Annotated in this window: 24 protein-coding genes and 1 pseudogene; 14 read left to right on the forward strand and 11 right to left on the reverse strand. The window is 32.3% G+C overall.

The features are described from left to right. Nucleotides 1-541: 541 nt before the first annotated feature. Nucleotides 542-1,768 carry an MFS transporter gene (locus H3T96_RS05695; protein ID WP_144091411.1) on the reverse strand — a complete coding sequence of 409 codons (1,227 nt, stop codon included), beginning with the start codon at nt 1,766-1,768 and terminating at the stop codon, nt 542-544. A 359-nt stretch (nt 1,769-2,127) separates the two neighbouring features. On the opposite strand from H3T96_RS05695, the gene H3T96_RS05700 reads away from it, so the two are divergent. The 5 genes from H3T96_RS05700 (at nt 2,128) to H3T96_RS05720 (ending at nt 8,193) form a co-directional block, all read left to right on the forward strand. Next, nucleotides 2,128-2,955, forward strand: a complete 828-nt coding sequence (locus H3T96_RS05700; RefSeq protein WP_086327627.1) for a sugar phosphate isomerase/epimerase — start codon at nt 2,128-2,130, stop codon at nt 2,953-2,955. Between the two features lie 15 nt (nt 2,956-2,970). After that, complete coding sequence (locus tag H3T96_RS05705) at nt 2,971-3,843, forward strand: shikimate dehydrogenase (protein ID WP_086327626.1); 873 nt, start codon at nt 2,971-2,973, stop codon at nt 3,841-3,843. A 111-nt stretch (nt 3,844-3,954) separates the two neighbouring features. Continuing rightward, complete coding sequence (gene aroD, locus H3T96_RS05710) at nt 3,955-4,719, forward strand: type I 3-dehydroquinate dehydratase (RefSeq protein ID WP_144091412.1); 765 nt, start codon at nt 3,955-3,957, stop codon at nt 4,717-4,719. Nucleotides 4,720-4,854: 135 nt separating this feature from the next. After that, entirely contained in the window at nt 4,855-5,694 is an 840-nt protein-coding gene (locus tag H3T96_RS05715) for an SDR family NAD(P)-dependent oxidoreductase (protein WP_144091413.1), read from the forward strand. A gap of 459 nt (nt 5,695-6,153) precedes the next feature. Further along, on the forward strand, nt 6,154-8,193 hold the full coding sequence (locus tag H3T96_RS05720) for an FAD-dependent oxidoreductase (RefSeq protein WP_144091414.1): 2,040 nt from the start codon (nt 6,154-6,156) through the stop codon (nt 8,191-8,193). 538 nt (nt 8,194-8,731) lie between these two features. Here the strand turns inward: H3T96_RS05720 and H3T96_RS15005 are convergent. Beyond that, a pseudogene (locus H3T96_RS15005) lies at nt 8,732-9,624 on the reverse strand (DMT family transporter). A gap of 186 nt (nt 9,625-9,810) precedes the next feature. Further along, nucleotides 9,811-10,641 (reverse strand): helix-turn-helix domain-containing protein, encoded by an 831-nt coding sequence (locus H3T96_RS05730; protein WP_144091415.1) that lies wholly within the window; start codon nt 10,639-10,641, stop codon nt 9,811-9,813. A 216-nt stretch (nt 10,642-10,857) separates the two neighbouring features. On the opposite strand from H3T96_RS05730, the gene H3T96_RS15010 reads away from it, so the two are divergent. Together H3T96_RS15010 and H3T96_RS05740 are read left to right on the forward strand one after the other, a co-directional pair. After that, a complete protein-coding gene (locus H3T96_RS15010; protein WP_370528590.1) occupies nt 10,858-10,941 on the forward strand; it encodes a tRNA-dependent cyclodipeptide synthase in 84 nt (27 codons plus the stop codon). Nucleotides 10,942-11,103: 162 nt separating this feature from the next. Continuing rightward, nucleotides 11,104-12,468 carry an MFS transporter gene (locus tag H3T96_RS05740; protein WP_186279206.1) on the forward strand — a complete coding sequence of 455 codons (1,365 nt, stop codon included), beginning with the start codon at nt 11,104-11,106 and terminating at the stop codon, nt 12,466-12,468. Here the strand turns inward: H3T96_RS05740 and H3T96_RS05745 are convergent. Both H3T96_RS05745 and H3T96_RS05750 read right to left on the reverse strand, forming a co-directional pair. Beyond that, a complete protein-coding gene (locus H3T96_RS05745; RefSeq protein ID WP_186279207.1) occupies nt 12,465-12,662 on the reverse strand; it encodes an MFS transporter in 198 nt (65 codons plus the stop codon). The genes H3T96_RS05740 and H3T96_RS05745 overlap by 4 nt on opposite strands. A gap of 170 nt (nt 12,663-12,832) precedes the next feature. After that, complete coding sequence (locus H3T96_RS05750; protein WP_144091418.1) at nt 12,833-13,777, reverse strand: GlxA family transcriptional regulator; 945 nt, start codon at nt 13,775-13,777, stop codon at nt 12,833-12,835. Between the two features lie 135 nt (nt 13,778-13,912). Between H3T96_RS05750 and H3T96_RS05755 the strand changes: the two genes are divergently transcribed. Then, nucleotides 13,913-14,761: an MBL fold metallo-hydrolase gene (locus H3T96_RS05755; RefSeq protein ID WP_144091419.1), complete on the forward strand. Its 849-nt coding sequence runs from the start codon at nt 13,913-13,915 to the stop codon at nt 14,759-14,761. A 658-nt stretch (nt 14,762-15,419) separates the two neighbouring features. On the opposite strand, the gene H3T96_RS05760 is transcribed toward H3T96_RS05755, so the two are convergent. Then, nucleotides 15,420-15,941 (reverse strand): CGNR zinc finger domain-containing protein, encoded by a 522-nt coding sequence (locus H3T96_RS05760; protein ID WP_186279208.1) that lies wholly within the window; start codon nt 15,939-15,941, stop codon nt 15,420-15,422. 181 nt (nt 15,942-16,122) lie between these two features. Here H3T96_RS05760 and H3T96_RS05765 point away from each other — a divergent pair, with 181 nt between their 5' ends. Then, nucleotides 16,123-16,995: an alpha/beta fold hydrolase gene (locus H3T96_RS05765; protein ID WP_144091421.1), complete on the forward strand. Its 873-nt coding sequence runs from the start codon at nt 16,123-16,125 to the stop codon at nt 16,993-16,995. Nucleotides 16,996-17,640: 645 nt separating this feature from the next. Here the strand turns inward: H3T96_RS05765 and H3T96_RS15015 are convergent. The 3 genes from H3T96_RS15015 to H3T96_RS05780 all read right to left on the reverse strand — a co-directional run bounded on the left by H3T96_RS15015 (nt 17,641) and on the right by H3T96_RS05780 (nt 19,177). After that, nucleotides 17,641-17,865 (reverse strand): nuclear transport factor 2 family protein, encoded by a 225-nt coding sequence (locus H3T96_RS15015; protein WP_144091499.1) that lies wholly within the window; start codon nt 17,863-17,865, stop codon nt 17,641-17,643. 247 nt (nt 17,866-18,112) lie between these two features. Continuing rightward, the gene (locus H3T96_RS05775; RefSeq protein WP_086326846.1) at nt 18,113-18,472 is read right to left on the reverse strand and encodes an MmcQ/YjbR family DNA-binding protein; all 360 of its coding nucleotides are present in this window, start codon (nt 18,470-18,472) and stop codon (nt 18,113-18,115) included. A gap of 147 nt (nt 18,473-18,619) precedes the next feature. Further along, entirely contained in the window at nt 18,620-19,177 is a 558-nt protein-coding gene (locus tag H3T96_RS05780; RefSeq protein WP_144091422.1) for a TetR/AcrR family transcriptional regulator, read from the reverse strand. Nucleotides 19,178-19,293: 116 nt separating this feature from the next. On the opposite strand from H3T96_RS05780, the gene H3T96_RS05785 reads away from it, so the two are divergent. Then, nucleotides 19,294-19,833 (forward strand): HPP family protein, encoded by a 540-nt coding sequence (locus H3T96_RS05785; RefSeq protein ID WP_144091423.1) that lies wholly within the window; start codon nt 19,294-19,296, stop codon nt 19,831-19,833. 732 nt (nt 19,834-20,565) lie between these two features. Then, nucleotides 20,566-21,228: a DUF421 domain-containing protein gene (locus H3T96_RS05790; protein ID WP_144091424.1), complete on the forward strand. Its 663-nt coding sequence runs from the start codon at nt 20,566-20,568 to the stop codon at nt 21,226-21,228. A gap of 55 nt (nt 21,229-21,283) precedes the next feature. Here H3T96_RS05790 and H3T96_RS05795 read toward each other — a convergent pair whose 3' ends face one another. Then, nucleotides 21,284-21,556: a DksA/TraR family C4-type zinc finger protein gene (locus tag H3T96_RS05795; protein ID WP_086326850.1), complete on the reverse strand. Its 273-nt coding sequence runs from the start codon at nt 21,554-21,556 to the stop codon at nt 21,284-21,286. 165 nt (nt 21,557-21,721) lie between these two features. Here H3T96_RS05795 and msrA point away from each other — a divergent pair, with 165 nt between their 5' ends. From msrA to msrB, 3 genes are read left to right on the forward strand one after another with little or no spacing between them, the layout of a single operon-like run. Further along, nucleotides 21,722-22,255 (forward strand): peptide-methionine (S)-S-oxide reductase MsrA, encoded by a 534-nt coding sequence (msrA, locus tag H3T96_RS05800; RefSeq protein ID WP_144091425.1) that lies wholly within the window; start codon nt 21,722-21,724, stop codon nt 22,253-22,255. A 12-nt stretch (nt 22,256-22,267) separates the two neighbouring features. After that, nucleotides 22,268-22,795 carry a cytochrome b gene (locus tag H3T96_RS05805; protein WP_144091426.1) on the forward strand — a complete coding sequence of 176 codons (528 nt, stop codon included), beginning with the start codon at nt 22,268-22,270 and terminating at the stop codon, nt 22,793-22,795. Between the two features lie 45 nt (nt 22,796-22,840). Further along, nucleotides 22,841-23,284, forward strand: coding sequence for a peptide-methionine (R)-S-oxide reductase MsrB (gene msrB, locus H3T96_RS05810; RefSeq protein ID WP_086326853.1), 444 nt, complete (start codon nt 22,841-22,843; stop codon nt 23,282-23,284). A 218-nt stretch (nt 23,285-23,502) separates the two neighbouring features. Here the strand turns inward: msrB and lptG are convergent, their stop codons facing one another. After that, nucleotides 23,503-24,567, reverse strand: a complete 1,065-nt coding sequence (gene lptG, locus H3T96_RS05815) for an LPS export ABC transporter permease LptG (RefSeq protein ID WP_144091427.1) — start codon at nt 24,565-24,567, stop codon at nt 23,503-23,505. Nucleotide 24,568: the final 1 nt, after the last annotated feature.

Genomic DNA, 24,568 nt, shown 5'->3' on the forward strand with positions numbered 1-24,568 from the left:
ATAAGATGCTTTAACATTCATAATCAATTCATTGCGAAATAATTAATATAATCGTTACTCACTTTTTAATTATTATAAATAATGCTTTTTTAGGTAGCTATCTAGTATCGACAATAATACTAAGGATACTTTCTAATCGTATCCATCCCGATTTCAGGGCTATTGATAGCTCACATGCCAAAATAGGTTCCTATTTTTTATGTCAATCTTATTAGATAATTTATGGAATATTCATACTTTTCTTGAATTAACACTCGATTTAAAAAAAAGCTTATGGCTCTTGGTATAATTTCTTAGAGCAACAATTACATCACAGTTAAAAACATAAAAGATACTTTCTTCTCAATTGTACATCAATACATTGCATTATTATTTTAACATTTGGTTTTGTTATGTTATCGATATGAATCCTCTATTAAATTGTATATTTATATAATGTTATTTAATAAATTATGTTTGGACAGTTCAAAATGATTAGCCACAAAAGAAATTTATCACTCTTGTGGCTTATTATTTGTGAATTATTTTTGATAATAATTACTTAATTTAGTTTATGATTCGGTAGTTCAAAAAGCTTATGATATCTAGCAATAATTACCGATGCTAAAACTGTTCCTAATACAGCAATAAATGCATCTAATAAAATGATATTAGCGATACTGGATTTTGAAATAATCCCAGTAATAACCGGTATAGAGAACGTTGCTAAACTAGACGAGGTGAAGAAAATACCAAGAACTTTACCTTTACCTTCCGGATAAAATTCTGACATTGTTGTTAAAGCTAATTGAAGAACGCCACCTGCGGCTGTAAATCCTAAGATAAAACCACCCGCCATACATAACATTGGTGAAGGGAATAAGAATAAAACAAACAGCATAATTGCTGATAAACAAGGATAAACAAACACAATATATACAGGGCGAATCAAGCTTTTAACTAATATTGAAGTTAGAATCACACTTGTTAATGTACCCATTGCATAATAACTTATAGTTTGAGCCGATGCAGAAGGACTCATCATTGCAACTGATTCAGAAAATTTAGGTAACCAAATTGACACTAAATAAAATGTTGCGGTTGATGTATAACCAATAATAATAAAGCAAATACCTTCGATCCAAAAGTTTGCTTTTTGTTTTAATTTTGGTAATGGTTTTGTCTCTTTCTCAATTGATTCATCTGCAATTTCTTCTGCTGCTGGTTGTTTATGATTTGGAAATGGCATTTTTAATACAGCTAAAGCATTAAGGGCTAATATAGCAACACAGAATAAGAATGACCAACCATAATAAGCTTTAAAAGCGATAATCATGGTCATCACAATCGGTAATACAAATTGCCCACCAGCAATGGCTGCTTTAGTTAAAATTGATGCTGTACCTGTTGCCTTAGGAAATGATTCCATCAATGCAGGATAAGTACCCGCATCCAGTGTTGAGTTAGCAATACCACCTAAAATAGCAAACAAAAATGCAACTTCTAGATTAGGACTAATCAGAATGCCAAGCAAAAATCCTATATAAAATAAACCGCCTAAAAATACGAAAGGTTTACGACCAAATTTATCTGATAATGCGCCCATAACAAACAAAACAATTAATCGTCCAATCCCCAAACCAGAGATCACATAAGCAATTCCCGCACTGTCGGTATTTAATTGATTAGCCAAATAATCCATATTTTGGGCGAGAATGATTGCTCCCATACCATGAACAAAATAGTTTATATATAAGCATATCGAGGTAGGAATATATTTATTTTTCATAATGCATCCTTTGTTAAATAATTTAATTTTGTATTTCATTCCAATTATTAAAATCGGCTAAATTTTTTTGATCATATTTTTTTATTTACAGGTCATTTAATTTATATCAAATCTATTAGCATCAAATTCATATTCATTATTTTTATTTATAAATCATAACAATATGTTCATTTTTGCTATTTAAATTAATAATTATTCTTAAATAATTTTTATGATTATTTGGCTTATTATGAATAAATTTATTAAAAAAATAAATTAAAATAACAAAATCTATAGATAAAATTATTTTATTGTTTTACATTATTAGCAACTTATTTTTTTAATTTCAGATAAATTTTTTAAAATTTCAGGAGGATTGTATGGCAATTGAACGTCCTATTGGGCTTGCTGCCTTGACAGTATTAGATGTATCTCCAGCAAATCAAGTCATTGTGGCAGCTGAAGCTGGATATACCCATGTTGGTTTAAGACTTATTCCAGCCACACCTACTGAGCCTGTTTATGCGACAGTCGGCGATACACCACTAATCAGAGAAGTAGAGAGGCGTTTAAAAGAGACTGGTATCAAAGTGTTAGATATTGAAATTTTCCGACTTAAACCAGATACACGTGTCATCAATTTTTTACCTGTATTAGAAACCGGGGCTCGTTTAGGTGCTAGTCAAGTATTATTAGCAGGTAATGATCCCGATAGAAATCGTTTAGCTGATAATTTTGCACAATTATGTGAAATTGCCGCACCATTAGGTATCGCAATCAATATTGAACCAATGCCTTGGACTGATATTCCAACGGTCAATTCAGGTGTAGAACTACTTAAAGCAGCAAACCAAAATAACCAAGGTATGATTATTGATCCATTACATTTTGATCGAGGCGCTAATATTCTGGATGACTTGAAAAATGTACCTAAGGATTGCTGGCGTTATATGCAATTATGCGATGGAACTAAAGAAAAACCTAAAGATACTGAAGGATTACTTTACCAAGCAAGAAATTATCGCTTATCACCGGGACGTGGTGGAATTGATTTAGTTTCATTATTAAAAGCTTTACCAGAAATGCCAATTTCAATTGAATGTTGTAATGATGAGTTTGCATTGAGTCATTCTCCAATTGAACGTGCAAAAATGTATTTAGAAGATACAAAAAAATTACTTAAACAAGTAGCTGAACTTAATGATTAAAAATTGGAGAGACGTATGAGAGCAAATATTGATGGTCATTTTTTATTAATTGGACTAATGGCATATCCAATTCGACACAGCTTATCACCGAAAATGCAAAATATTATCTATTCTAAACTAGACGTTCCTTACGTCTATTTAGCTTTTGAAGTGACACAAGAAAAATTACCTGATGCTATAAAAGGTTTACGAGCATTAGGTTTACGCGGTAGTGCAGTATCAATGCCAAATAAACAACTTGTATGTCAATATTTAGATAAATTAACACCCGCAGTTGAGCTTATTGGAGCATGTAATACCATCTCTAATGATGATGGTGTACTAACAGGCTATAACACTGATGGTATGGGATACATGCGCTCATTAAAAGAGGCCAACGTTGATATTATTGGAAAAAAAATGACATTACTTGGTGGTGGTGGTGCGGCAAGTGCTATTGCCGTACAAGCCGCGCTAGATGGCGTTAAAGAGATTTCTATTTTCAATCAACAAGATGAATGCTTTGAGAAAATTGTAGAAATAGCTAAAAGAATCAATGATAAAACAAATTGTAAAGCAACCGTCTATGATCTAGCAGATAAAGCCAAATTGCGTCAAGAAATCGCTGAAAGTGCAGTATTATGTAATGCAACAGGTGTGGGTATGAAGCCTTTAGAAGGGCAAAGTTTAATTACCGATCCTAGTATGCTAAGAAAAGATCTTGTGGTAACCGATTGTATTTATAGTCCGCGTAAAACTAAATTACTAGAAATAGCCGAAGCACAAGGCTGTAAAATACTAAACGGTATCGGAATGATGTTATGGCAAGGTCATGCACAAATTAAAATTTGGACTGGACAAGATGCCCCTATTGATTATGTTAAAGAAAAAATGGGTTTTAATGACTAACTATTTATTTAACCTATTATAATTAATATAAATATTAATATTTATATCAGTATCAATTATCCTCTTCGCAATTTTTATCGAGAGGATAAAAATAAATTAATTGGTGACCAGATGACAAAAATTACCGTGAAAAATTTAGATATTGGTGTTGGAGCGCCTAAAATTATCGTTCCAATTGTGGGTAAAACAGAACAAGAATTAGTAAATGAAGCTGAATTTTTAACTCAAATCGACTTTGATATGGTCGAATGGCGAGTTGATCATTTTCAACATGTTGATGATGTTGAAAAAGTAAAACAAACAGCAAACAAATTAAACTCAATCATTGGTCACAAACCAATTTTATTCACATTTCGTACCGCTAATGAAGGCGGCGTTTATCCTGCCTCAGTGGAATTTTATATTAATCTAAATAAACAGATGATTAAAAGTGGATTGATCGATCTTGTTGATATTGAAGTTTTCACTGGCGACAAATATGTAGAAGAAATTGTCGAGCTAGCTCATCAAAATAAGGTTTTAGTTATTGCCTCAAACCATGATTTTGATAAAACACCACCAAAAGAGGAAATTATAGCAAGATTACGCAAAATGCAGGATCTTGGCGTAGATATTCCAAAAATCGCTGTAATGCCACGTTCACGTGAAGATGTAATTAACTTACTTGCTGCAACAGCGGTAATGAAAGACAAATATGCGCATACACCACTAATTACTATGTCAATGGCAGGAAAAGGTGCGATTAGTCGTGTTGCAGGCGAAACTTTTGGTTCTGACCTCACATTTGGCGCAGCAAAAAATGCATCTGCACCTGGTCAACTTGATGTAAAAGACCTGAGATACATTTTAAATATATTACATAAAAGTTTAGCTTGAAAATTATAATTTTCTTATAAAAACTCAAATTGAGTACAAGTTAAATTATTGAAAGTCAAAAATATAAACTATTAAGTTGCAAAGATTAATCGTAAATAATCAGCGATTAATATAAAAATAATATTAGGAGTCTGTATGAATAACAATTGGTTAGGTTTAGAAGGTGATGTCTGTGTTATCACAGGTGCTGTTGGTGGCATGGGTGCAGAAATTTGCCGAGAATTTGCCAAACAAAAAGCAAATTTAGTACTCATCGATCTTGATGAAACCAAATGCCAAGATTATGCCACTGAATTAGCCAAAGAGTATGGTATTAAAGCGATAGGTTTGGCTTGTAACACAACTGATGAAAAAAGTGTTGACGATGCCGTTGCTTTAGTCAAAAAACAATTTGGTCGCTGTGATGTTTTAGTCAATACTGCGGCAATTTTAAAATTCTGTCCATTAGAAGATTTACCACTTGATGAATGGCAACTAACCATTAATGTCAACATGACAGGTTATTTCCTAATGTCTCAACGCTTTGGTCGTATGATGATCGAACAGAAATCAGGTCGCATGGTACATATCTCAACGGTTGCTTCGCATACACCCGAAACCTATAGTGGCGCATATAGCCCAACAAAAGCAGCTATTTCAATGCTATCAAAGCAAATTGCTGCTGAATGGGGACAATTTGGTATACGTAGTAACGCTGTTTGCCCTTGTTTTGTTAAAACACCATTATCGAAAAAATTCTATGAAGATAAAGAAGTAGAAGAAGGTCGTACGCGAATGATTGCAAGCCGTCGTATTGGTGAAACAATTGATATCGCTAATGCTGTTTTATATTTAGCCAGTAAACGTTCAGATTATTCTAATGGTACTGAATTAGTTGTCGACGGGGGTTATGAGATTATGTTGGGTGACTTAGTACCAAGACCAGGTGGACGCCGTCAGTTTGCAATTAATTCACGTAAAGCAAATAAAAGCTAAAATCGATCAATAAGCATATTTATAGATCGAAATCAGATCACCTTTCAACCAAAATACCACTAGTAAGTGGTATTTTTTTATTTAAAAAATGAATTAAAAATATAATAAACATTTATAATTTAAATGATAGCTAAATAATAATTTAATTAAAAATCAATAAAATATCTAATTTATTAATAATTAATATTTTTTTATTCTAAAATTTAATTATTTATAATTTATTAATAAATAAAGTTAATTTAATAATGTGCTTCTACTGTTAAATATATTTAATATGTTAATTTATAACATTAAATATTCAATTTGAAACAATAATTATTTATAGAAAAAATTAATAAATAAATGCAAAAATAAAGAATATATTTATTGATAAATTGTGTATAATAGAGTTAATCGAATATCAATTTAAAATTAAAAGTAGCACAACTTCAGAGTTGTGTGATGGTATGAGGGAGTAACATGAGCGATTTCTCTTCAATATTTCAACCTATCACGATTAAACGCACCACAATTAAAAATCGAATTGTAATGCCACCGATTGGAACTAACTTTGCAACCTTAAGTGGTGAATTTGTTGATGACCACATACAGTATTATGAACAACGAGCTAAAGGTGGAACTGGATTAATTATTCTTGAAAACGTCTGTATTGATTACCCATATGGAACTAATGGGACAACACAACTACGGATTGATAATGACCAGTATATACCAGGATTATTTAGATTTACGGAACGTATGCATAAACATGGCGCCACTGTCGCTGTACAAATTAATCATGCAGGTGCCTCTGCCTATTTTGGACGACTGAATGGCTTACAGCCTATTTCTGCATCAAATATTCCATCAAAAACGGGTGGTAATGCTCCAAGACCTATGTCAGTTGATGAAATATATTATGTTGTGAAACAATATGGATTAGCCGCATCAAGAGTACAACGAGCAGGATTTGATGCGGTCGAAATTCATGCAGGACACTCTTACTTACTTAGTCAATTCTTATCTCCAATATTTAACAAACGTACTGATGAATTTGGTGGGAGCGTTGAAAACCGTGCGCGAATAGTTCGCATGGTCATTGACGAAATTCGCAAACATGTTGGCCCAAATTTTCTAATAATGTTGCGTTTTAGTGCTGATGACTTTATTGAAGGAGGAAATAGTTTAGAAGATACGCTAGAAATTCTAGAATACTTAAACGAAGGCGTTGATATTTTTGATGTATCAGCGGCACAAAATGACACTTTATTTATGCAAATTGATCAAATGAACTTACCCGATGGGTGGCGATCATATATGGCGAAAGCAGTAAAAGACAAATTCAATAAACCAACCATTGCCTCAGGAAATTTCCGTGATCCAAAAATTATTGCTGATACGATAGCAAACGGTGTTTCCGATTTTGTTGTAATGGGTCGAGGATTAATTGCAGAACCTTATTGGGTTGAAAAAGTTAAAAATAACGAAATTGATACATTAAGACGTTGTATATCATGTAATATCGGATGTGCAGATCATCGAATTGCCAAATCTAAACCAATACGCTGTACTGTAAATCCAGATATCATCAGTTATGAAGATTATAAACGCTATCAAATAACCGAATCACTTAATGTTGTCGTAATAGGGGGAGGGACTGCTGGGCTTGAGGCTGCAGCCACAGCAGCCGAAGTTGGTTGTAACGTAACCCTATATGAAGAAAAACCATTTCTTGGTGGATTATCATCCATTATTTCACGTTTTCCTTATAAACGACGTATAGCGGATCTACCAAAATTTTTGATCAACCGTATCAACAAATTAGACAATGTCACAATCCATTTAAATACAAAAGCAACACCAGAGATGGTAGCAAGTCATCTCCCTGATCTGGTTGTCGCAGCCACAGGTGCTAAGGCTCTATTACCTCCTATTAAAGGATTACATGAACAGTTAGCGAAAGAGAATCGCAACGTCTTCTCAATTTTTGAACTGATGGATAATTTCGAATACTTTACTGATATTCCTAATAAAAAAATTGTTGTAATCGGTGGCGGAGCTGTTGGGTTAGATGTGGTTGAATATTTCTCTGAAAACAAAGCTAAAAGTACCACAATAGTTGAAATGCAGTCAGCATTAGCAAAAGACTTAGATATGATTGGTCGTTTATCAATGATGAGAATGATTGATGATAATCACGTCAATGTAATGTTAGAAACCACATTACAAGAAGTCAAAGAAGACCGCTTTATTGTTTCCCGAAATGGTCAAATTGAAGAGCTCGATTTTGACTATGGTTTTGTATGTTTAGGTTTAACTCCTGTATCTGAGTTTACTGAACAATTCAGAAAACATGCAGATAAAAACCACTATCAATTCCAACAAATTGGTGATTGCAAACAAGCAAGAAAATTAATTGATGGAATGCGAGAAGGCCGCGATGTCATCGCTGCAATTCAATCTATAGAAAGAAGCCGAGCACATAATATTCGTGGTGTGGATGTTAACTATGCTATTTAGTTTTTTCGACTTGTTTAGTTGGCAATAAAAAATAATCAAAAGAGAACTCAAAGCGAGTTCTCCTTTATATTCAATCTAAATGTATCACATCACTCAAAATTTATCTTGTTAGTTGCACAAACCTTTGAATGAGAGTCATGGACCACATCTTTAATGAAATAACTAGAAGAAAATTCAAAATCTATAAAAAAATATGCTAAAAATAATTTTGTAAGATTTATATGATCGATGTTAATAACTGCAAATTACTATCTTTATAAACCCTAAATAGAATTATCACAAAATTCCGTTATTGTTGAGGGATTGGATCTTTTCTAAACCTCTTTCAATTACGTCTCAATGTTCGAATATATTTTTACATTCATGTTAAATCAATGCCACTTGCTAGCTCTAATTAATTTTCTTCTACTTCGGAATAGTGGCTAAAATAATTATTTAATTATCATTCCTAATCATAAAGACTAGTATTTTTTATCTAATTTAACAATAATGTTGATATATTGGATAATTTGATATAACAAAAATAATTTTGTTGATATTATTTTTTAGAACAGAGAACTACGCCAATAATGATTAAAAAAGCACTTACAACATGAAACCAATTAATTTCTACATTTAAAAATACTATACTAAATAATCCTCCGGATAGAGGGATTAAGTGAGTATAAATTTCACCACGTGTAGCTCTAGTTTCTATGATCCCTTTATTCCAAAATAAATAAGCTAGCCATGATGGAAACAAAACTAAATATAACAATCCTAAAATTAAATCTGATTGTAGATTAGGATTAAAATTGGTGACAGGAAATAGAATAAAATAAATGATAGATATGGGTAATAATATCAATGCTCCTAATACAAAACTTACTGTAACAAACACATTCCCTGAAATAGTCTTATCTTTTATCCTCAAAAAAGAACAATAAAAAGCTCAACTAATATCCCAACTAATCGCTGAACTCATTGCCCATAAATCACCCTTATTGAGATTATTTAGTGTTTCTATATTGGTAAAATCGCCCTTAAAAACTAAATAAATAACCCCTAAAATGCTCAGTAAAACACCAAAAATATTATTCTTTGAAATATGATCATTAAATATCAGCTTATTAATAGCCAGTACCATACCCGCGTTGCAGACATATAAATAGCAACATTTAAAGAGGTCGTATAGTGTAAACCTATATAGAGTGTGATAGGGAATAAAACCTAACCAAAAAGTGATAAAAATAGTGTGGTTTTGAAAGATTTTTTAATTTTAGATAAATCATTGATAACTTGCTTATGATATAACAGATGCAGTAATAGGGCGGTTATAGCCCAACATCTTTCTGAAAGTATTATGGGATTAGAGTTAGCCACTAATATATGACTTACGACATAATTACCACCTCAAAAACAAGCTGCTAATGCGAGTAAGATATAGGCCATATTCATTTCCTGCTTATATAAATTTATTGAGTATTGGATTATTGACATTGATAAAACTTTGCGAACAAACAAGCACAGGTTTTTTAATTCTATTAAAAAATTATATTCTTTTAGAAATTGGTCTATTTAGTTGAAACTTCTTTTCTCACTAATTAGGTTATGAGACCTAGAAAAGGTTTATTTTATTCATTTATCATTTTGGATAGCAGTTTTAGTAAAGTTTCGCCATGCGAGACGGTTTATCATGGATTTTTGGTAGTTTCCCGGCGTTACTCCGAAATTTTGTCGAAATATAGAAATAAACCCACTAATATTGTCATAACCTAAATATAACGATATTTCTGTGATTGGTTTTCCAGTAGCAAGCAATTCTAACGCTTTTAACATGCGCAGTTTCTGACGCCATTGTGTGAAATTAAACCCCGTTTCATTTGTAAATCGACGTGTTAATGATCGTCGGGAAATGCCCGCCCAAACGCCCCAGTCATTGATTTTTTTATTATCACCAGGATTATCAGATAAAGCTAAAGCGATTTTTAACAAACGCATATCTTTTGGCATTGGTAGTGCTAACTCAACTTTAGGCATTGTCCTAATCTCGTCAAGGATCACGGCAATTAAACGCTTCTGTTCCGGCTCCAATTCTGAATTATGCCATGACATGGTTCGTGTAATTGCTTCGCGCAATAAGTCAGATAATTCTGAAATGTATGGTTTGACAGGTAGTTTAGTACATGCATTTTTTTGTATATAGATGCTCCATCCCTCAAATGGCCCATGCGATCTAAGAAGACCATGTTGTACATTTGGAGGTATCCAGACACAGTGAGTTGCAGGCACTACCCATTGACAACTTTCTGCTTCAATTGAAATTAAACCCTGTAAAGTACCGAGTAATTGTCCTCTCGAATGACCATGACGTTGTGTCACTCTTTGTGAAGAGTGACTGACTGTCGATACGATCATCGGTTCGCTATCAGAAGAAGCAAGATGTGGAGAAATAAGTGGCGTATTCATATATGGCCCCGATGGGATATTTTGTGGCTTAAATTGGCTAGTAAAACGCTATTCTACTGGCTATCCTAAAGTCCTCTGAATTAAATTGAAGATAACAAGTTAGCAATAAATAGATAAGTTGTAAATGAGCAAAATAATAGTTTTTTATACAAATCAATTGGTAATTTTCAAATTTATTAATTGATTAATAATCCGATTTTGAGAAGGAACAGATACATGAAAGGAAAGCATGTCTTATTTGGCATTAGCCCTTTTAATTCTAAATTTGATGAGAATTATATTAAGAGTATGTTGGAGTAGGAATTCATGCTTGTATTGGCGCTCAATTTGCAAATATGCAATTAAATATCGCTCTGCAAAAATTAGTATTAATACTTAAAAAATATAAAGAAATTACGCCACCAACATTCGATGGAATATATACACGGGGCGCAACTAAATATAATCTGGAAAGGGTTTAATATGAAACAATCGATTGACCTGACAACCGCCGAAAGGAAGTTAGTGTTTGCTATGACGCTATCTAGTATATTGCCATTATTAGATAGCAGTATTGTTAATGTTATTTTATCCTCAATTTCGAATGACATTAATACCTCTTATGCCTATATACAATGGGCTGTTACAGTATATATGCTTGCTTGCGCAGCCGGCATATTACTATCACCTTATATACATGAAAACTTTGGGCTCAAGAAAGCATGGATATGCTCAATTTTTGTTTTTCTTGTTGGTTCTATATTAGTTGGATTTTCCTTTAATCTGGCTTCTTTGATCTTATTTAGATGTCTACAAGGTTTTGGTGCAGGAATATTAATTCCTATTACTCAATCCACAATAGCGACTTTTTTTGGTAAGGAAAGACTAAAGCCGATTATGGCATTGATTGCTATTCCGTCAGTCTTTGCCCCTGCGTTAGGACCAATTTTTGGAGCGGTCATATCAGAACAGTTAAATTGGAGAATAGCTTTTTTTATCAACATGCCTTTGGTGCTTGTGGCTTTTTTCTGTGGTAGGACGACAATACCTGATAATAAAACGTCTAAATACAATATGAATATTTATGTATTTATGACATTTTTAATTGCTTTAATACTCTTTTTTATCTCTATTAAAAATCTCACTTCTGGGGGCTTTTTTGATATTTTTAATATTATTATGCTAGTTTTAGGTATTGGTTTAATGATGGTTTCGCTTATTACTAATAACAAGACAGACAGTAAATTGATTGATTTAAGTGCGTTTAGTTGTATTCAATATTCGTTTGCAATAATTATGGGATTTCTGACGTCACTTATCTTTTTTGGTTTTATGATTTTTTTTCCTTTAATACAAGCAATAAATGATAATATATCTATTACCTATATTGGTATGCTGCTTGCTCTACAAGGTGTAGGTGCTTGGTTGGCTAGAAAATTTATTTATAAATCTCTAAGTGAGATAAATTCATTTCTAATTATTGGCGTAGGATTAATAATATCAGCAATAAGTATATTAATAATTCAAGTTGGCGGGATCCCCTCTGAAATCATCGGTTTTATTGTTCGAGGTTCCGGATTAGGCGTCGCCACGATTGCTGTTCTCTCTTCACCATTCGAGTTTTGTGATAAAAATCAAATTAAGGACACGAGTGCAATCACACGAGTTATACAGCAAATTGGTGGTGCATTTGGAGGTGTATTATCAGGAATATTAATCCACTTCACTCAAGATCAGATAATATCAGTAAACTGCGCTTATCAGACAATGTTTTTTGTGTCTCTTACTTTTGGTCTTCTAGCGGTTATTGTCTATATTTTCTTTGGTCGAGTGAATATAAAGATTTAGTATACAAAAAACAGAACATGTGAATGAATTGTCCCTCTAATAGTTAGGCGACCAATTAACTGACCTATTGATGTACCCAATGGAATACCTATAGATAATGCTATTGGAACGCCTAGGATAACTATAATTGTTGCTCTATCTCTTTTATCATCCCTAACCATTTTTGTTGCATAACCAACCATCATTAACCACAAAAGGCCAGCAAAAACACCTGCAAAAAATATAGCTATTAATATCAGAATTATTGTTGATATATCTAAGAATCTATTTTGAAATCAACAGTTTTTAGATTTGTTGATTAGATTAAGAATTAGAGCAAATTTATAAAATTTTCCAATTTGTTAGGCCTAAGCATATTTTAGAATTAAGAGAAAGTTTTACGCCATACCTTTGGACTAACTTGATATCTGTTTTTAAAGTATTGTCTGAAAGATGTTGTATTATGAAATCCTGATAGCTCTGCAATTTTTTCTATTGATAAAGAGGACGTTTCTAACAAATCTTTACTACGTAACAACCTTTCATTTGTAAGCCAGCCCACTAATGTCATACCTGTCTCTTTCTTAAAGTGACGTGTAAAAGTGCTTCTACTCATAGAGGCTTTCTTGGCAAGTTCATCTATAGTATAGGTCTTGGTTAAGTTCTTTCGTAAATAATCCAAAAGGGCATTTATTTGTTTGTTATGGGCAGCCATTACGATTGGATACTCAATATATTGAGCTTGTCCTCCCTCACGATGGGGAGATGCAACCATTACACGAGCTATTTTATTTGCAATTTTACTACCATAGATTTTACGAACTATGTATAAGCAACAGTCTAAACTAGCAGCTGTTCCAGCAGATGTTATGACATGATGATCCTCTACATAGAGGGCATTATTGTCTAACGTTATTTCAGGGAAGCGTTTTTTAAAATCTATCTCAGCCATCCAATGTGTTGATGCTTTCTTACCATCAAGTATTCCTGTATATGCCAGTGCATAAGTTCCATAACATAGCCCCACTATTTGAGCACCACGTGTGTACGCTTGATAAATAGCATTAGCTAAACAAGGTTTCGGTGGTTTAGTGAGATCATTCCATCCGGGAATAATTATGATGTCTGCTTTTTCTAGTAATTCTAGCCCGCCATCAGATTTTATGGTCATCACGTCTTGAGTTTCATGTTTGTTATTTCCTATAGAGACAATTTTTAAATCAAATAATTTATGTTCTTCAACTTCAATATTAAAGATCATATAAGGAATTGAAAAATGAAATGGACTAATATGTGGGTAAAGAACTAATGCAATGTAAGGTAAATTCATAATATTTAAGCTTATAAACTTAGAACATATAATTTGACCCGATTATTATGATAATTGATGAAAATGTCAATGGTTAGTTATTCAAACTAATTCAATAATAAACACACTAAATAATTATTGAGAGGTCATATTTATATGAAAACTAATTTAACTCTGGCTAATAAAACATCTAATCTGAATTTTAAAAGCAATACTAACCAAGTTTTAATTCAGCAAATTAGAAATGCAACATTGAAGATTAGCTATGCGGGGACTATTTTTTTAATTGATCCTATGTTAGCACCAAAGGGGGCTTATCCTGGTTTTGAAGAAACTTATCGTAGTGAGTTGCGTAACCCCCTAATTGATCTACCATGCACTATTTCAGAAATAATTAAAGATGTTGATGCAATTATTGTTACTCATACACATCTCGATCATTGGGATGATGCCGCGCAAGAATTCATCCCTAAACATATACCTTTATTTGTTCAAAATGAACAAGATGCTGATTTAATTCGATCACAAGGTTTTATAAATATAAAAATATTAGATAACAACACTCTGTTTAACAATATTCATTTAAGTAAAGTAGGAGGTCAGCATGGTACAGACACTATGTATGCAGTACCTGATCTAGCAAAGCGATTAGGTGATACTATGGGGGTTATTTTTCAGGGGAAAGATATTAAAACTCTTTACATTGCAGGTGATACTATTTGGTGTGATGAGACGACTAGAGTAATTGGGAATTATAAACCGGAAATTATTATTTTAAATACAGGTTATGCACGACTCAAAAACTTTGATAAATCGATTATCATGGGTAAAGATGATGTCAAACATGCCTATCAAACAGCGACTAATGCAATAATCATTGCAACCCATATGGATGCTGTTAATCATGCAATGTTGACACGTAAAGAGCTTCATGAATACATAACTAAAGACGGGATTGATGATAGAGTGCTTGTACCTAATGATGGAGAAACTATTAAAATCTAACCTAAATCATTATTTGTAATCTATCTTTAATGACTACAATTTAAAAATTTCTATTAATTAACAAGGTACTTTGATAGCGAGATAAATCAGCCTAAAATAAATTATTTAAATCAAGTTTAATTATATCTAGTACACTATTAGCGTTATTACTGATGTGATGATTAATATTTTGGCGCAATTGAGCCAATTATATGTATTGCACAATTTCAAATTTCTGCAATAAAATAAATTATTTAATAATTAAGAGTTCGCCTTGTTTTCGGTTGTTGTAGTACCAAATCACTAAGAACATTATTGTGTATTTAAAGTCACAATAAATATCAATATAAAGAAAAAGGATATTTGACGACCAGCTAAAGTGTACTTTATTAAATGGTAGCTTGCTATTTTAGGCTTTTTACAAAATTTTAATGTCTAACTTTTTTACCATAAATTAAAATAAATTGTGTTTTCAGGAATAACGATAAAATTTGAGAAATAGAGAAAATTTATTAAAAAGTCATGTAGTAAAAAAATTTAATCAATAATTAATACAACCCTCATATTTAACTTGTTAACTTATCTGTGTGGAACATAATTAAATCCGAGGGTGGATGATTGTCAATAGTCTCCACTATGACAAATCATCTTAATATAAACTATATTTACAGAGCTTATCTTATGAGGTTGCTAGCTTTTTTCTAAACTTCATAACTTTATGTCTATTACCACAAACTTTCATGCTACACCAGCGTCTTTTGTGGGCTTTTGTCTTATCATAGAACCACAGCACACAGTCTTTGTGCTCGCAGTGTTTTACTAAACTAAAATCTTCTTGCGCGATTAGCTTTGCTGTAGCCTCTGCCAAAGGAGCTAAAACCTGTTCTGGACTATGTTTGGCATAATGATGAGTGACGATAAGCGATTGGTTAGCATCATATTCTAAATTTAACCATCGACTAGCTTTGTGCAAAAATGCATTTAATGGTTCAATATCTAAACTATGCCCTTCTTTTTTTTGTTGTATAAGTACTCTTGTTATTTCTCTTAGCTCTTTAGCTTTTTCAAGTAATGCTGACGAGGAGTGCAAATCATCAGGAACTAAAATGCCAGCCACTTTGATAAGCCAATAGATGAGTTGTTCTGTTGAGCTCCAACGATCAATCAAATTGCCATCTATTTTAACGACGGTATTTATCATGTTAAGCGCGTCGTTATCTCCTACCAATGCTAAATCATCTAATGTATTTGTTTTCATATTCACATACCTTTTTTACAAGGATATTGTAACCCTTAAAATACGCATTGACAAGTTACAATAAATTTAAATATTATAAATAACCCTTTAAATTTGGATTTAGTGGTTACAAAGCGAGGCTTTTATGGTAAATTATATTCATCATCCGATTCAATATAAGTACGTCAATATTGAAGATGTAAACATGTTCTATCGGGAAGCTGGGGAAAAAAGCTTACCTACTCTTTTACTATTACATGGCTTTCCTAGTTCATCGCATCAGTTTAGAGAATTAATTCCTTTACTTGCTGATAAATTTCATCTGATTGCGCCTGACTTTCCCGGTTTTGGTTTTACTGAAGTGAAAGACACTGCCAACTATATTTATAGTTTTGATAGTATAAGTAAAACACTCATTAAGTTCGTCGATGCTTTAAATCTTAAAAAATATGCAATGTATGTTTTTGATTATGGCGCTCCCATAGGTTTTCGTCTTGCTTTAACTTATCCTGAAAGGGTAACAGGATTTGTATCCCAAAATGGCAATGCTTATTTGGAAGGTTTGGGTAGTGCTTGGGATCCAATAAAGGCTTACTGGGATCATCCAACAGAGCAAAATAGAAAAATTATTGAAGACGCGATATTGAATTTGGAAAGAACGCGTGGGCAATATATACATGGAGTACCATCGATTGAGAGCATAGCGCCAGAATCCTATTATTTAGATACATTTTTGTTTGAGCGTGGAGCTAATAAATCTATTCAGTTAGATTTATTTTTAGATTATAAAAATAACCTAAAAATGTACCCTTTATTTCAACAGTTTTTTAGAGATTATCCATTGCCGTGCTTAATTATTTGGGGAAAACATGATTTATTTTTTATACCTGCTGGCGCAGAAGCTTACAAAAAAGATAATGCTAATGCAGTGATTGAATTATTAGATACAGGGCATTTTGCATTGGAAACGCATGTAGAATATATCGCTAAAAGAATCCGTGAAGTAATTTTAAAGTGATTATAAATTAAAACTAAATAAACAATTCAATTATTAGTTACAAAACTTGCAAACTGTATTCAATTAATCAAAGAAAACTTTTTTCAGTTATCTGTGTAATTTAGAATTATTATTAATAAGTGTTATGACTAATTCTCGCATTAATTGATACGGCGCTAAAATTAACTCACATCTTATCGATATCGTTTTATCACGTTGTTTAAGGGGGATACCGAAAGAAAATCAATAAGAGTACATAAACGATTAAAAAGAAAAATATAATTCAGAGATTAAATCACTATATGTTTTTTTGTAAAAATTATTCAGGAGTCTATACCGTTTCAATGTTAATTCTAAATCCATTTTATTAGTAAAATTGAAATGTTTTATACATGAAGACAGTTTATTTAGATTAAAAAAGAATTGTTTTTACTTTTAAGAAGATTAATCGAAAGCAGGTTCGTTGATAATTCTGATTTTAAGAGATTTTTTATCTAACTTAACTAACTTTTTTACATTCAAAGAAAAAACCGCATGATAGTTGGGTATCAGGTGGTTTGATTCAATTTTATAAAGTTAAATACTTTCTTAGAATAAATCGGGTTATCAAAAAATTCCGTTATTGTTGAGGGATTGGATCTTTTCTAAACCTCTTTCAATTACGTCTCAATGTTCGACAATTTTATGATTTTCAACGCGGAAAATATCACATACTTTATTCACATTGTCATCAGCGAGAGTGCATTTATGGAATAGATAAACCATATCGCTTTCACTGCACATATTAATAATTTCAAATTTTGGTTTTAATTGAAGAAACCCTTTGAAAAACTCAATAAAAGCTTCGCGACCCGTTTCAACCGTAGGGTTGTGTTGGATATAATCTTCGATAACATATCAGGGATTTTATCAATTTCACCATTGATAAATACATGTTGGTAAAATTATTTAACTAACTCTTTATTCATCATAAAAACATTATTATTTTATTGATAAAAGAGTTTATTATGAGGAAACTTTTTTAAAGTTAAGTATATAGCTCTTGCTATAAATTATGCAACTCGATAATTATTAACAATAAAGATAGTTATTGTTTAGTGATATACCACACCACTATCCTAGAATAGTGGTGCAAAGATTACCGAGAAGTTAAATGATAGCTTTCAGTAAGAAGTTCAAATATTTCTTCATTGGTAAGTGTTCCTGAAAGAATGATACTAATCCAATGTTCTTTATTCATATGATAAGCGGGCAAAATACCTTCTTTTTTTCTCAACGATCCAATATATTCGGGTCTCGCTTTAACATCCAATACATCTACCTCTTTGTCATCTTTGAGGCCTAATTTTGTACCAGGCACATTCATCACAATCGCGAACCACTTATCACCATCATCGTGATGCCGTAATACTGCATACTTTGGTAAATTTTCCCAAAGATAATTCGGTTCAGCATGAAACTGTTTTTTGGCATACTCAAATAACGTTTCTCTTTTCATAGTGACTCCTTGGAGTATTAAATAGGTGATTAGAATAATTACTTTACATGGTGGAACTGAACAGTTTAACTAATGGTTAACAGTTTAACATTAAATATGCGTTAACGGACTAGATGTAATAGTTAATGATTTATTTATTAATAAAATTCATTCGTGCAAGGATAAAAGTCTTAATATTAAATCAAAACTATCATGAATCATCTCATCATAAAGTGATTTATTTTCTTTATAAACAACGCTGATATTGATTAATCCCTCTAATATCACCATTAGTTGGTTGGTTAAAGTTGTCTGTTGTGGCGTTTTGGGCAGTTGGTCATGGATCAGTTTACGGATGAATTCTTTATGTTCAATCACAAGTTGTTGTACCGCATGATCGTTATGAATTTCTTCTTTAGCTCTAACAAATAAGCAACCATTAAAATCGTCTTGATTAAACCAATCGAGATGCCATTTGAATATTTGCATAATTGACTCATAGTGATCAAGATCAGCAATTGCTTCAGTGAGTTTTTGTTTAAAACGTGAATCTCTTATTTTCAATATTTCAAAAATTAAATTATCTTTATTACCAAAATATTTATATAGCGTTGTTTTAGAACAACCTGATTGATCTCTAATTTCATCCACCCCAACATTGCCAAATCCTTTTTGATAAAAGAGTTGCTCGGCGGTATCTGCTATTAATTTAGATGCTTTTTTCATTTTTTATCCAAAGTGTTTGATATGTGAACAGATCTGTACTAATATAAAAAGTGAACAGAGTTGTTCATTTTCAGGTTTGCACTCTTACTTTCACTCATCGAATAGGATAAAGAATAATGAAATCATTTTTTTTCAGCAAGGAAAAGTTGCCGCCAAAGCCCAGAAATATTGAATTATTACAGAGCTTAATTGGTGGTTTTGTTTCTATATTGTTTCTTATTGGTTTTAGTCAGTTAACTCATTACACCTTTATAATGGCGCCTTTTGGGGCAAGTTGCGTAATATTGTTTGCGGTATCTCAATCACCATTAGCTCAACCCAGAAATGTCATTTTTGGACATTTAATTGCCGCTTTTGTTGGATTAGTTTTTCTTAAACTATTCGGTAGTAATATCATTATTGCAGCATTAGCCGTTGGAATTGCAATTGTTTCTATGCAATATTTTCGAGCGGTACATCCACCTGCGGGTGCTAATCCTTTAGTCATTTTATTAACCGCAGATAAAATAGATTACGGTTTTAGTTTTCTATTATTTCCGGTATTATCTGGCTCAGTAATATTGGTTATGATTGCTTATTTAGTTAATAACCTTTTCAATAAAACCCATTGGCCTATCTATTGGTTGGCTTTATTTGATAGCAAAAAAGAGCCTTAACCTTTTTATAATGATTTAATTATTAAAATTAATATTCTCTATCTATGTTTAAATGATTTTTATTGTTCTAGATAGAGTTTAAAATAGTTATGGTATGCGATGTTTACCATACAGCTTTTTTAACGTTACCTTTTTTATCCAAGTAATTTTTGATGATGTTATGCTTAAAAGAGGTTAATTTTTGCGATTTGCTATTTAAATAACATTTTGTTTATCTAAGTAAACAGCTTTAGAATGTACAATAATAAGTTTTGTTGTGGGATATCAAGATTGTCGTAAACAATCATTATCATCAACCATTTCATCAATAGACGGCAAAATAACGTTGATATTAAAACCATTTGATATAAAACCAATCGCTAAAAAAAGGGTTTTGATAAATATTTCTTAACCGATAGGTTATCATTTTTAAGTAATAATCATAAGAAATAGATGTTATTATATTGATTATTAATATTAAAATTATTCAATATGGTCTTAAAATTTTTTCTTTATCATTTAAGAAATCGATAGTTTTTATTATTCACATTTTTTTTAAATCGGATTTAGAGTAAACTAATATTGCTTTCATTAAAGTTCAAGTCACTATCCAAAAATTAATAATCATTTATTTCCTATAGATAAAAATTTAGTTTGCTCCTGATACTTATTTTTTAACTGTCATTTATCTGCTTATACCTTGTTGCAAAACTTTTAATAGATTTTAAACGGATATATTCTTGGAGGTTAGAAATGTATTTACTTGAAATGGCACCAAAATTTTTAGTTGCTCTTATCATTTTACTTATTTACGTTAAATTATCGGGCAAAAGCCAAATAGCACCTATGTCACAATTGGATCAAGTTGGTAGTATGGTTATTGGTGCATTAGTGGGGGGCGCACTTCTTAATTCTAATGTTTCAACATATCAATCCGCGGGTTTAGTTATTATTTGGGCCGGGCTGCTTTTATTAGTTCGATTCATTAAATCTAAAAATTCACGATTAAGAGATGCCATTGATGGAGAACCGATTCAACTTGTTAAAAATGGCCAATTAATTAGTGACAACTTTATTAAAGCCAATTTACCCGTTAGGGATTTTGAGACGCTCGTCAATATTCAAGGTATTTGTGCTTTTAATGAATTGAAACAGGTTTGGTATGAATTAAATGGTTCACTAACAATTATAAAAAAAGGGGATAAAGATATTGCTGTGCTGGTGATTGAAAATGGAGCGATCAGTGAAGATAATCTTGAACAGTTACATAAAAGCGAGACATGGCTTAAGCATGAAATCAAAAAACAAGGATATGATGATATCAAGGATATTTTTTGTGCTGAATGGTTTGATAATAAATTACTGGTTTATCCTTATGACGATGTTCGCAAAAAAAGTAAAGCTCACCAATCATAAAAAATTATTTCATAAAAGCGAAAAAGAGGGAACAGACATTTCCCTCTGATTAAGATCATCGAAGTTGACTATCTTTGCTGCCACGACGGTTATATAGACTCGCTGATTTGGCTAATTGTTTATCAATTTCTTGTTGACATGACAAACAATATTGTACGCCAGGTAGTGCCTCTCGTCTCGCTTGCGCAATAGCATCGCCACACTCAACACAAAAATGAGCACTTATAGTGCCATGTTTTAATTGCCGTCTTGCCATTTCGATGGCATCTGCAATAGTGCCTTCGATTTGTTGATTAACAGCATCATCAGATGCCCATCCACTTGCCATAAAATAGACTCCCTAAAAGTGTAACGCTATAGTGAAAATATGGTGTTTTTTTAATCTATTTCAAGTAATATGATCAACGTATAATTAAAAAAGCATGACTAGAACGTGTTGATACAGGGTAATAGTGAATGAATTTGTCAAAAATCATTTAATCAGGAGATTATTATGCAACAATATGAACAAGCAACATTTGCAGGTGGCTGTTTTTGGTGTATGGTAAAACCCTTTGATCAGTATGAAGGCGTGGTAAACGTGGTATCAGGCTATACAGGCGGACATGTTGAAAATCCAACTTATCGACAAGTTTGTTCGGGCGCAACCGGGCATACCGAAGCCGTACAAATAACGTTTGATCCTAAAGTCATCAGCTACAAAAAATTGCTCGACATCTTTTGGCAGCAAATCGATCCTACTGATGCTCAAGGTCAGTTTGCTGATAGGGGGGATTCTTATCGACCTGCCATATTTTATCATAACGAATTTCAACATAAGCAAGCTTTAGCATCAAAGCAAGCTCTGCAAGACAGTGGACGATTTAGTAAACCAATAGACGTGGCAATTGAACCTGCGGTAAAATTTTATCCAGCAGAAGATTATCATCAAAATTATTACACAAAACAACCTTTACATTATAATGAGTATTATCAACGATCAGGGCGAAGCCAGTTTATTGCTGAGCATTGGTCCAAAAATAAATAGGATACATAGTTTATGGAAAACTACCCAGAGTATAATAGCAAACAAAAATGGCTCCACTGGTTAACTTTTATACTAGTGTTTATGGAATTTATCTTGCTGACATTTAAAGTGACTCTGTCCCAATACTTGGGCGGGATGTTTATGGTTTATCTATTTCATAAATCATTTGGGATAGTGATCGTTATGTTAACCATTTTGCGTTTCATTGTTATCACGGAAGAGGGTCTGCCCGATGTTTTACCGAAAGATCGGAAATTCCAGCGCATTTTTTCAAAATCAACGCAAGGATTTTTCTATATTTTATTAATAATTGTACCTTTATCTGGCTACTTAGTGAGTAGCCGTTCACTCAGTGTATTTGGCCTCATTTCGCTTCCAACAATTGATATGACAAATAAAGTATATCAATTGTTTCATGTTATACACAAAGTAAGCTCATACTTATTAGCTGTTTTGTTTATTTTACATATAGTAGGTGTTTCATATCATTATTTTTGGATTAAAGATAAAGTCCTACAATCGATGTTAAAAGGAAATTAGTTATCATTGATTATTCCTAAATAAATTAAATAGGTTAGGTGATTTATGAATAATACATTAAAAGAAAAAGCGATATCACGATTAACACCCATGCAATACTATGTAACGCAACAAAATGGTACCGAACCACCGCATGAAAATGAATTCAATGATAATCATCAAGAAGGGTTGTATGTGGATGTTGTATCGGGCGAACCGTTGTTTACTTCATTTGATAAATTCGATTCAGGATGTGGTTGGCCTAGTTTTTCTAAATCGATAAATAACGACAACATAATTGAAAAAGCTGACTATAGTCATGGTATGAATCGTGTCGAAGTACGTTCAGCAAAAGCCGATTCTCATCTTGGCCATGTATTTAATGATGGTCCGAAAGCGTTGGGTGGCTTACGTTATTGTATTAACTCAGCAGCCTTACGTTTTATACCGAAAGATGATCTAGAGTCCGCCGGTTATGGGCAATATTTGAATCTTTTTAAAAATACTTAATGCGTCCGCTCAATACTAAAATTGTTTAGGATGCATTAAGTATCTATTATTTAAATTTTAACTGTTTAAATAAACTGATTATCGCTATTTTTAGTAAATTCTAATGCTATTGTTGTTATCAATTAACCATTCTTAATTATTTAATAAGGAATGCCTTTATATGATTTTAACTATTTAATTATCTGTTTATTTATAACACATCGTATCCATAAGTATGCTTAATTTTTTCTTTTGAACAAAATATAGCTGATCAAAAGAAATACTAAGCTAGTTACCATCGATCCGATGATAGGATATATCCCTATTACAATGCTGGCTTGAGCAAATAGGTTATCAGCGATATAGAAGATAAATCCAAAGCTGATACCAATAATTACTCTTACTCCCATTGATACGCTTCGCAGTGGTCCAAAAATAAAGGACAATGCAAGTAGCATCATAACCGCCACCGAAAGTGGTTTGATTAATTTCTTCCAAAAAAGTAAATCATAATTTTTAGTATCTTGACCTGAGCTTTTTAAATATTGCGAATATTTGTATAGGCCAGAAGCAGAAAGAGAGTCGGGATCAAACGCTACAATGCTTAATTTGTCAGGGGTAATATTGGTTTTCCACTCCATCGTAAGTAAATTGCTAGTCTGAATCTTATCGAATTGAGTTAAATCGCTTTTTTCAATTTGCGATAATGTCCAAACATTCTCATTGAATATACCCTTATCAGCATGGGTTATTGACAATAATTTATTGTTCTCTACTGAATAGATATCAATGTTAGATATTGAGCTATCACCATTAACATGACCGATATAGATATAATCATTGCCATCTTTCGCCCATAGGCTGCCTTGTTGTGCCAGTAATGAACTGCCATAGAGTTTTTCTGAACGCATATTTCGTGCAGTTTGCTCACTAACAGGCGCAACCCATTCGCCAATAGCCATAGTGATAAGCACTAACGGTAATGCTGTTTTCATTACCGCTAAGGCAATTTTGAAACGGCTGAATCCTGCCGTTTCCATCACTATCAGCTCACTACGGGATGCTAACATACCTAATCCAATTAAAGCACCAAGTAAAGCAGCCATTGGAAAAAATACTTCTAAATCTTTCGGCACCATTAATAAAGAATAGATACCCACAGCAAACGCATCGTAATCAACTTTTATCTTTCTAAGTTGATCAATAAAACGGATTATGCCTGATAAGCTGATTAATAAAAACAGGCTAATCCCAATAGTACTTATAATAGTTTTACCAATATAGCGATCTAAAATCGAAAACATC

It is taken from the genome of Gilliamella sp. W8136 (genome assembly GCF_016101285.1).
Taxonomy (GTDB): Bacteria; Pseudomonadota; Gammaproteobacteria; order Enterobacterales; family Orbaceae; genus Gilliamella; species Gilliamella apicola_N.

Excerpts from the sequence above, each read along its gene's own strand:
- H3T96_RS05715 (WP_144091413.1), top strand. The coding sequence starts at position 4,855 with ATGAATAACAATTGGTTAGGTTTAGAAGGTGATGTCTGTGTTATCACA.
- H3T96_RS05755 (WP_144091419.1), top strand. The coding sequence starts at position 13,913 with ATGAAAACTAATTTAACTCTGGCTAATAAAACATCTAATCTGAATTTT.
- H3T96_RS05785 (WP_144091423.1), top strand. The coding sequence starts at position 19,294 with ATGAAATCATTTTTTTTCAGCAAGGAAAAGTTGCCGCCAAAGCCCAGA.
- H3T96_RS05775 (WP_086326846.1), bottom strand. The coding sequence starts at position 18,472 with ATGAAAAGAGAAACGTTATTTGAGTATGCCAAAAAACAGTTTCATGCT.
- H3T96_RS05740 (WP_186279206.1), top strand. The coding sequence starts at position 11,104 with ATGAAACAATCGATTGACCTGACAACCGCCGAAAGGAAGTTAGTGTTT.
- lptG (WP_144091427.1), bottom strand. The coding sequence starts at position 24,567 with ATGTTTTCGATTTTAGATCGCTATATTGGTAAAACTATTATAAGTACT.
- H3T96_RS05700 (WP_086327627.1), top strand. The coding sequence starts at position 2,128 with ATGGCAATTGAACGTCCTATTGGGCTTGCTGCCTTGACAGTATTAGAT.
- aroD (WP_144091412.1), top strand. The coding sequence starts at position 3,955 with ATGACAAAAATTACCGTGAAAAATTTAGATATTGGTGTTGGAGCGCCT.
- H3T96_RS15010 (WP_370528590.1), top strand. The coding sequence starts at position 10,858 with ATGAAAGGAAAGCATGTCTTATTTGGCATTAGCCCTTTTAATTCTAAA.
- H3T96_RS05780 (WP_144091422.1), bottom strand. The coding sequence starts at position 19,177 with ATGAAAAAAGCATCTAAATTAATAGCAGATACCGCCGAGCAACTCTTT.
- H3T96_RS05695 (WP_144091411.1), bottom strand. The coding sequence starts at position 1,768 with ATGAAAAATAAATATATTCCTACCTCGATATGCTTATATATAAACTAT.
- H3T96_RS05765 (WP_144091421.1), top strand. The coding sequence starts at position 16,123 with ATGGTAAATTATATTCATCATCCGATTCAATATAAGTACGTCAATATT.
- H3T96_RS05730 (WP_144091415.1), bottom strand. The coding sequence starts at position 10,641 with ATGAATACGCCACTTATTTCTCCACATCTTGCTTCTTCTGATAGCGAA.
- msrA (WP_144091425.1), top strand. The coding sequence starts at position 21,722 with ATGCAACAATATGAACAAGCAACATTTGCAGGTGGCTGTTTTTGGTGT.
- H3T96_RS05720 (WP_144091414.1), top strand. The coding sequence starts at position 6,154 with ATGAGCGATTTCTCTTCAATATTTCAACCTATCACGATTAAACGCACC.
- H3T96_RS05795 (WP_086326850.1), bottom strand. The coding sequence starts at position 21,556 with ATGGCAAGTGGATGGGCATCTGATGATGCTGTTAATCAACAAATCGAA.
- H3T96_RS05750 (WP_144091418.1), bottom strand. The coding sequence starts at position 13,777 with ATGAATTTACCTTACATTGCATTAGTTCTTTACCCACATATTAGTCCA.
- H3T96_RS05760 (WP_186279208.1), bottom strand. The coding sequence starts at position 15,941 with ATGATAAATACCGTCGTTAAAATAGATGGCAATTTGATTGATCGTTGG.
- H3T96_RS05790 (WP_144091424.1), top strand. The coding sequence starts at position 20,566 with ATGTATTTACTTGAAATGGCACCAAAATTTTTAGTTGCTCTTATCATT.
- msrB (WP_086326853.1), top strand. The coding sequence starts at position 22,841 with ATGAATAATACATTAAAAGAAAAAGCGATATCACGATTAACACCCATG.
- H3T96_RS05805 (WP_144091426.1), top strand. The coding sequence starts at position 22,268 with ATGGAAAACTACCCAGAGTATAATAGCAAACAAAAATGGCTCCACTGG.
- H3T96_RS05705 (WP_086327626.1), top strand. The coding sequence starts at position 2,971 with ATGAGAGCAAATATTGATGGTCATTTTTTATTAATTGGACTAATGGCA.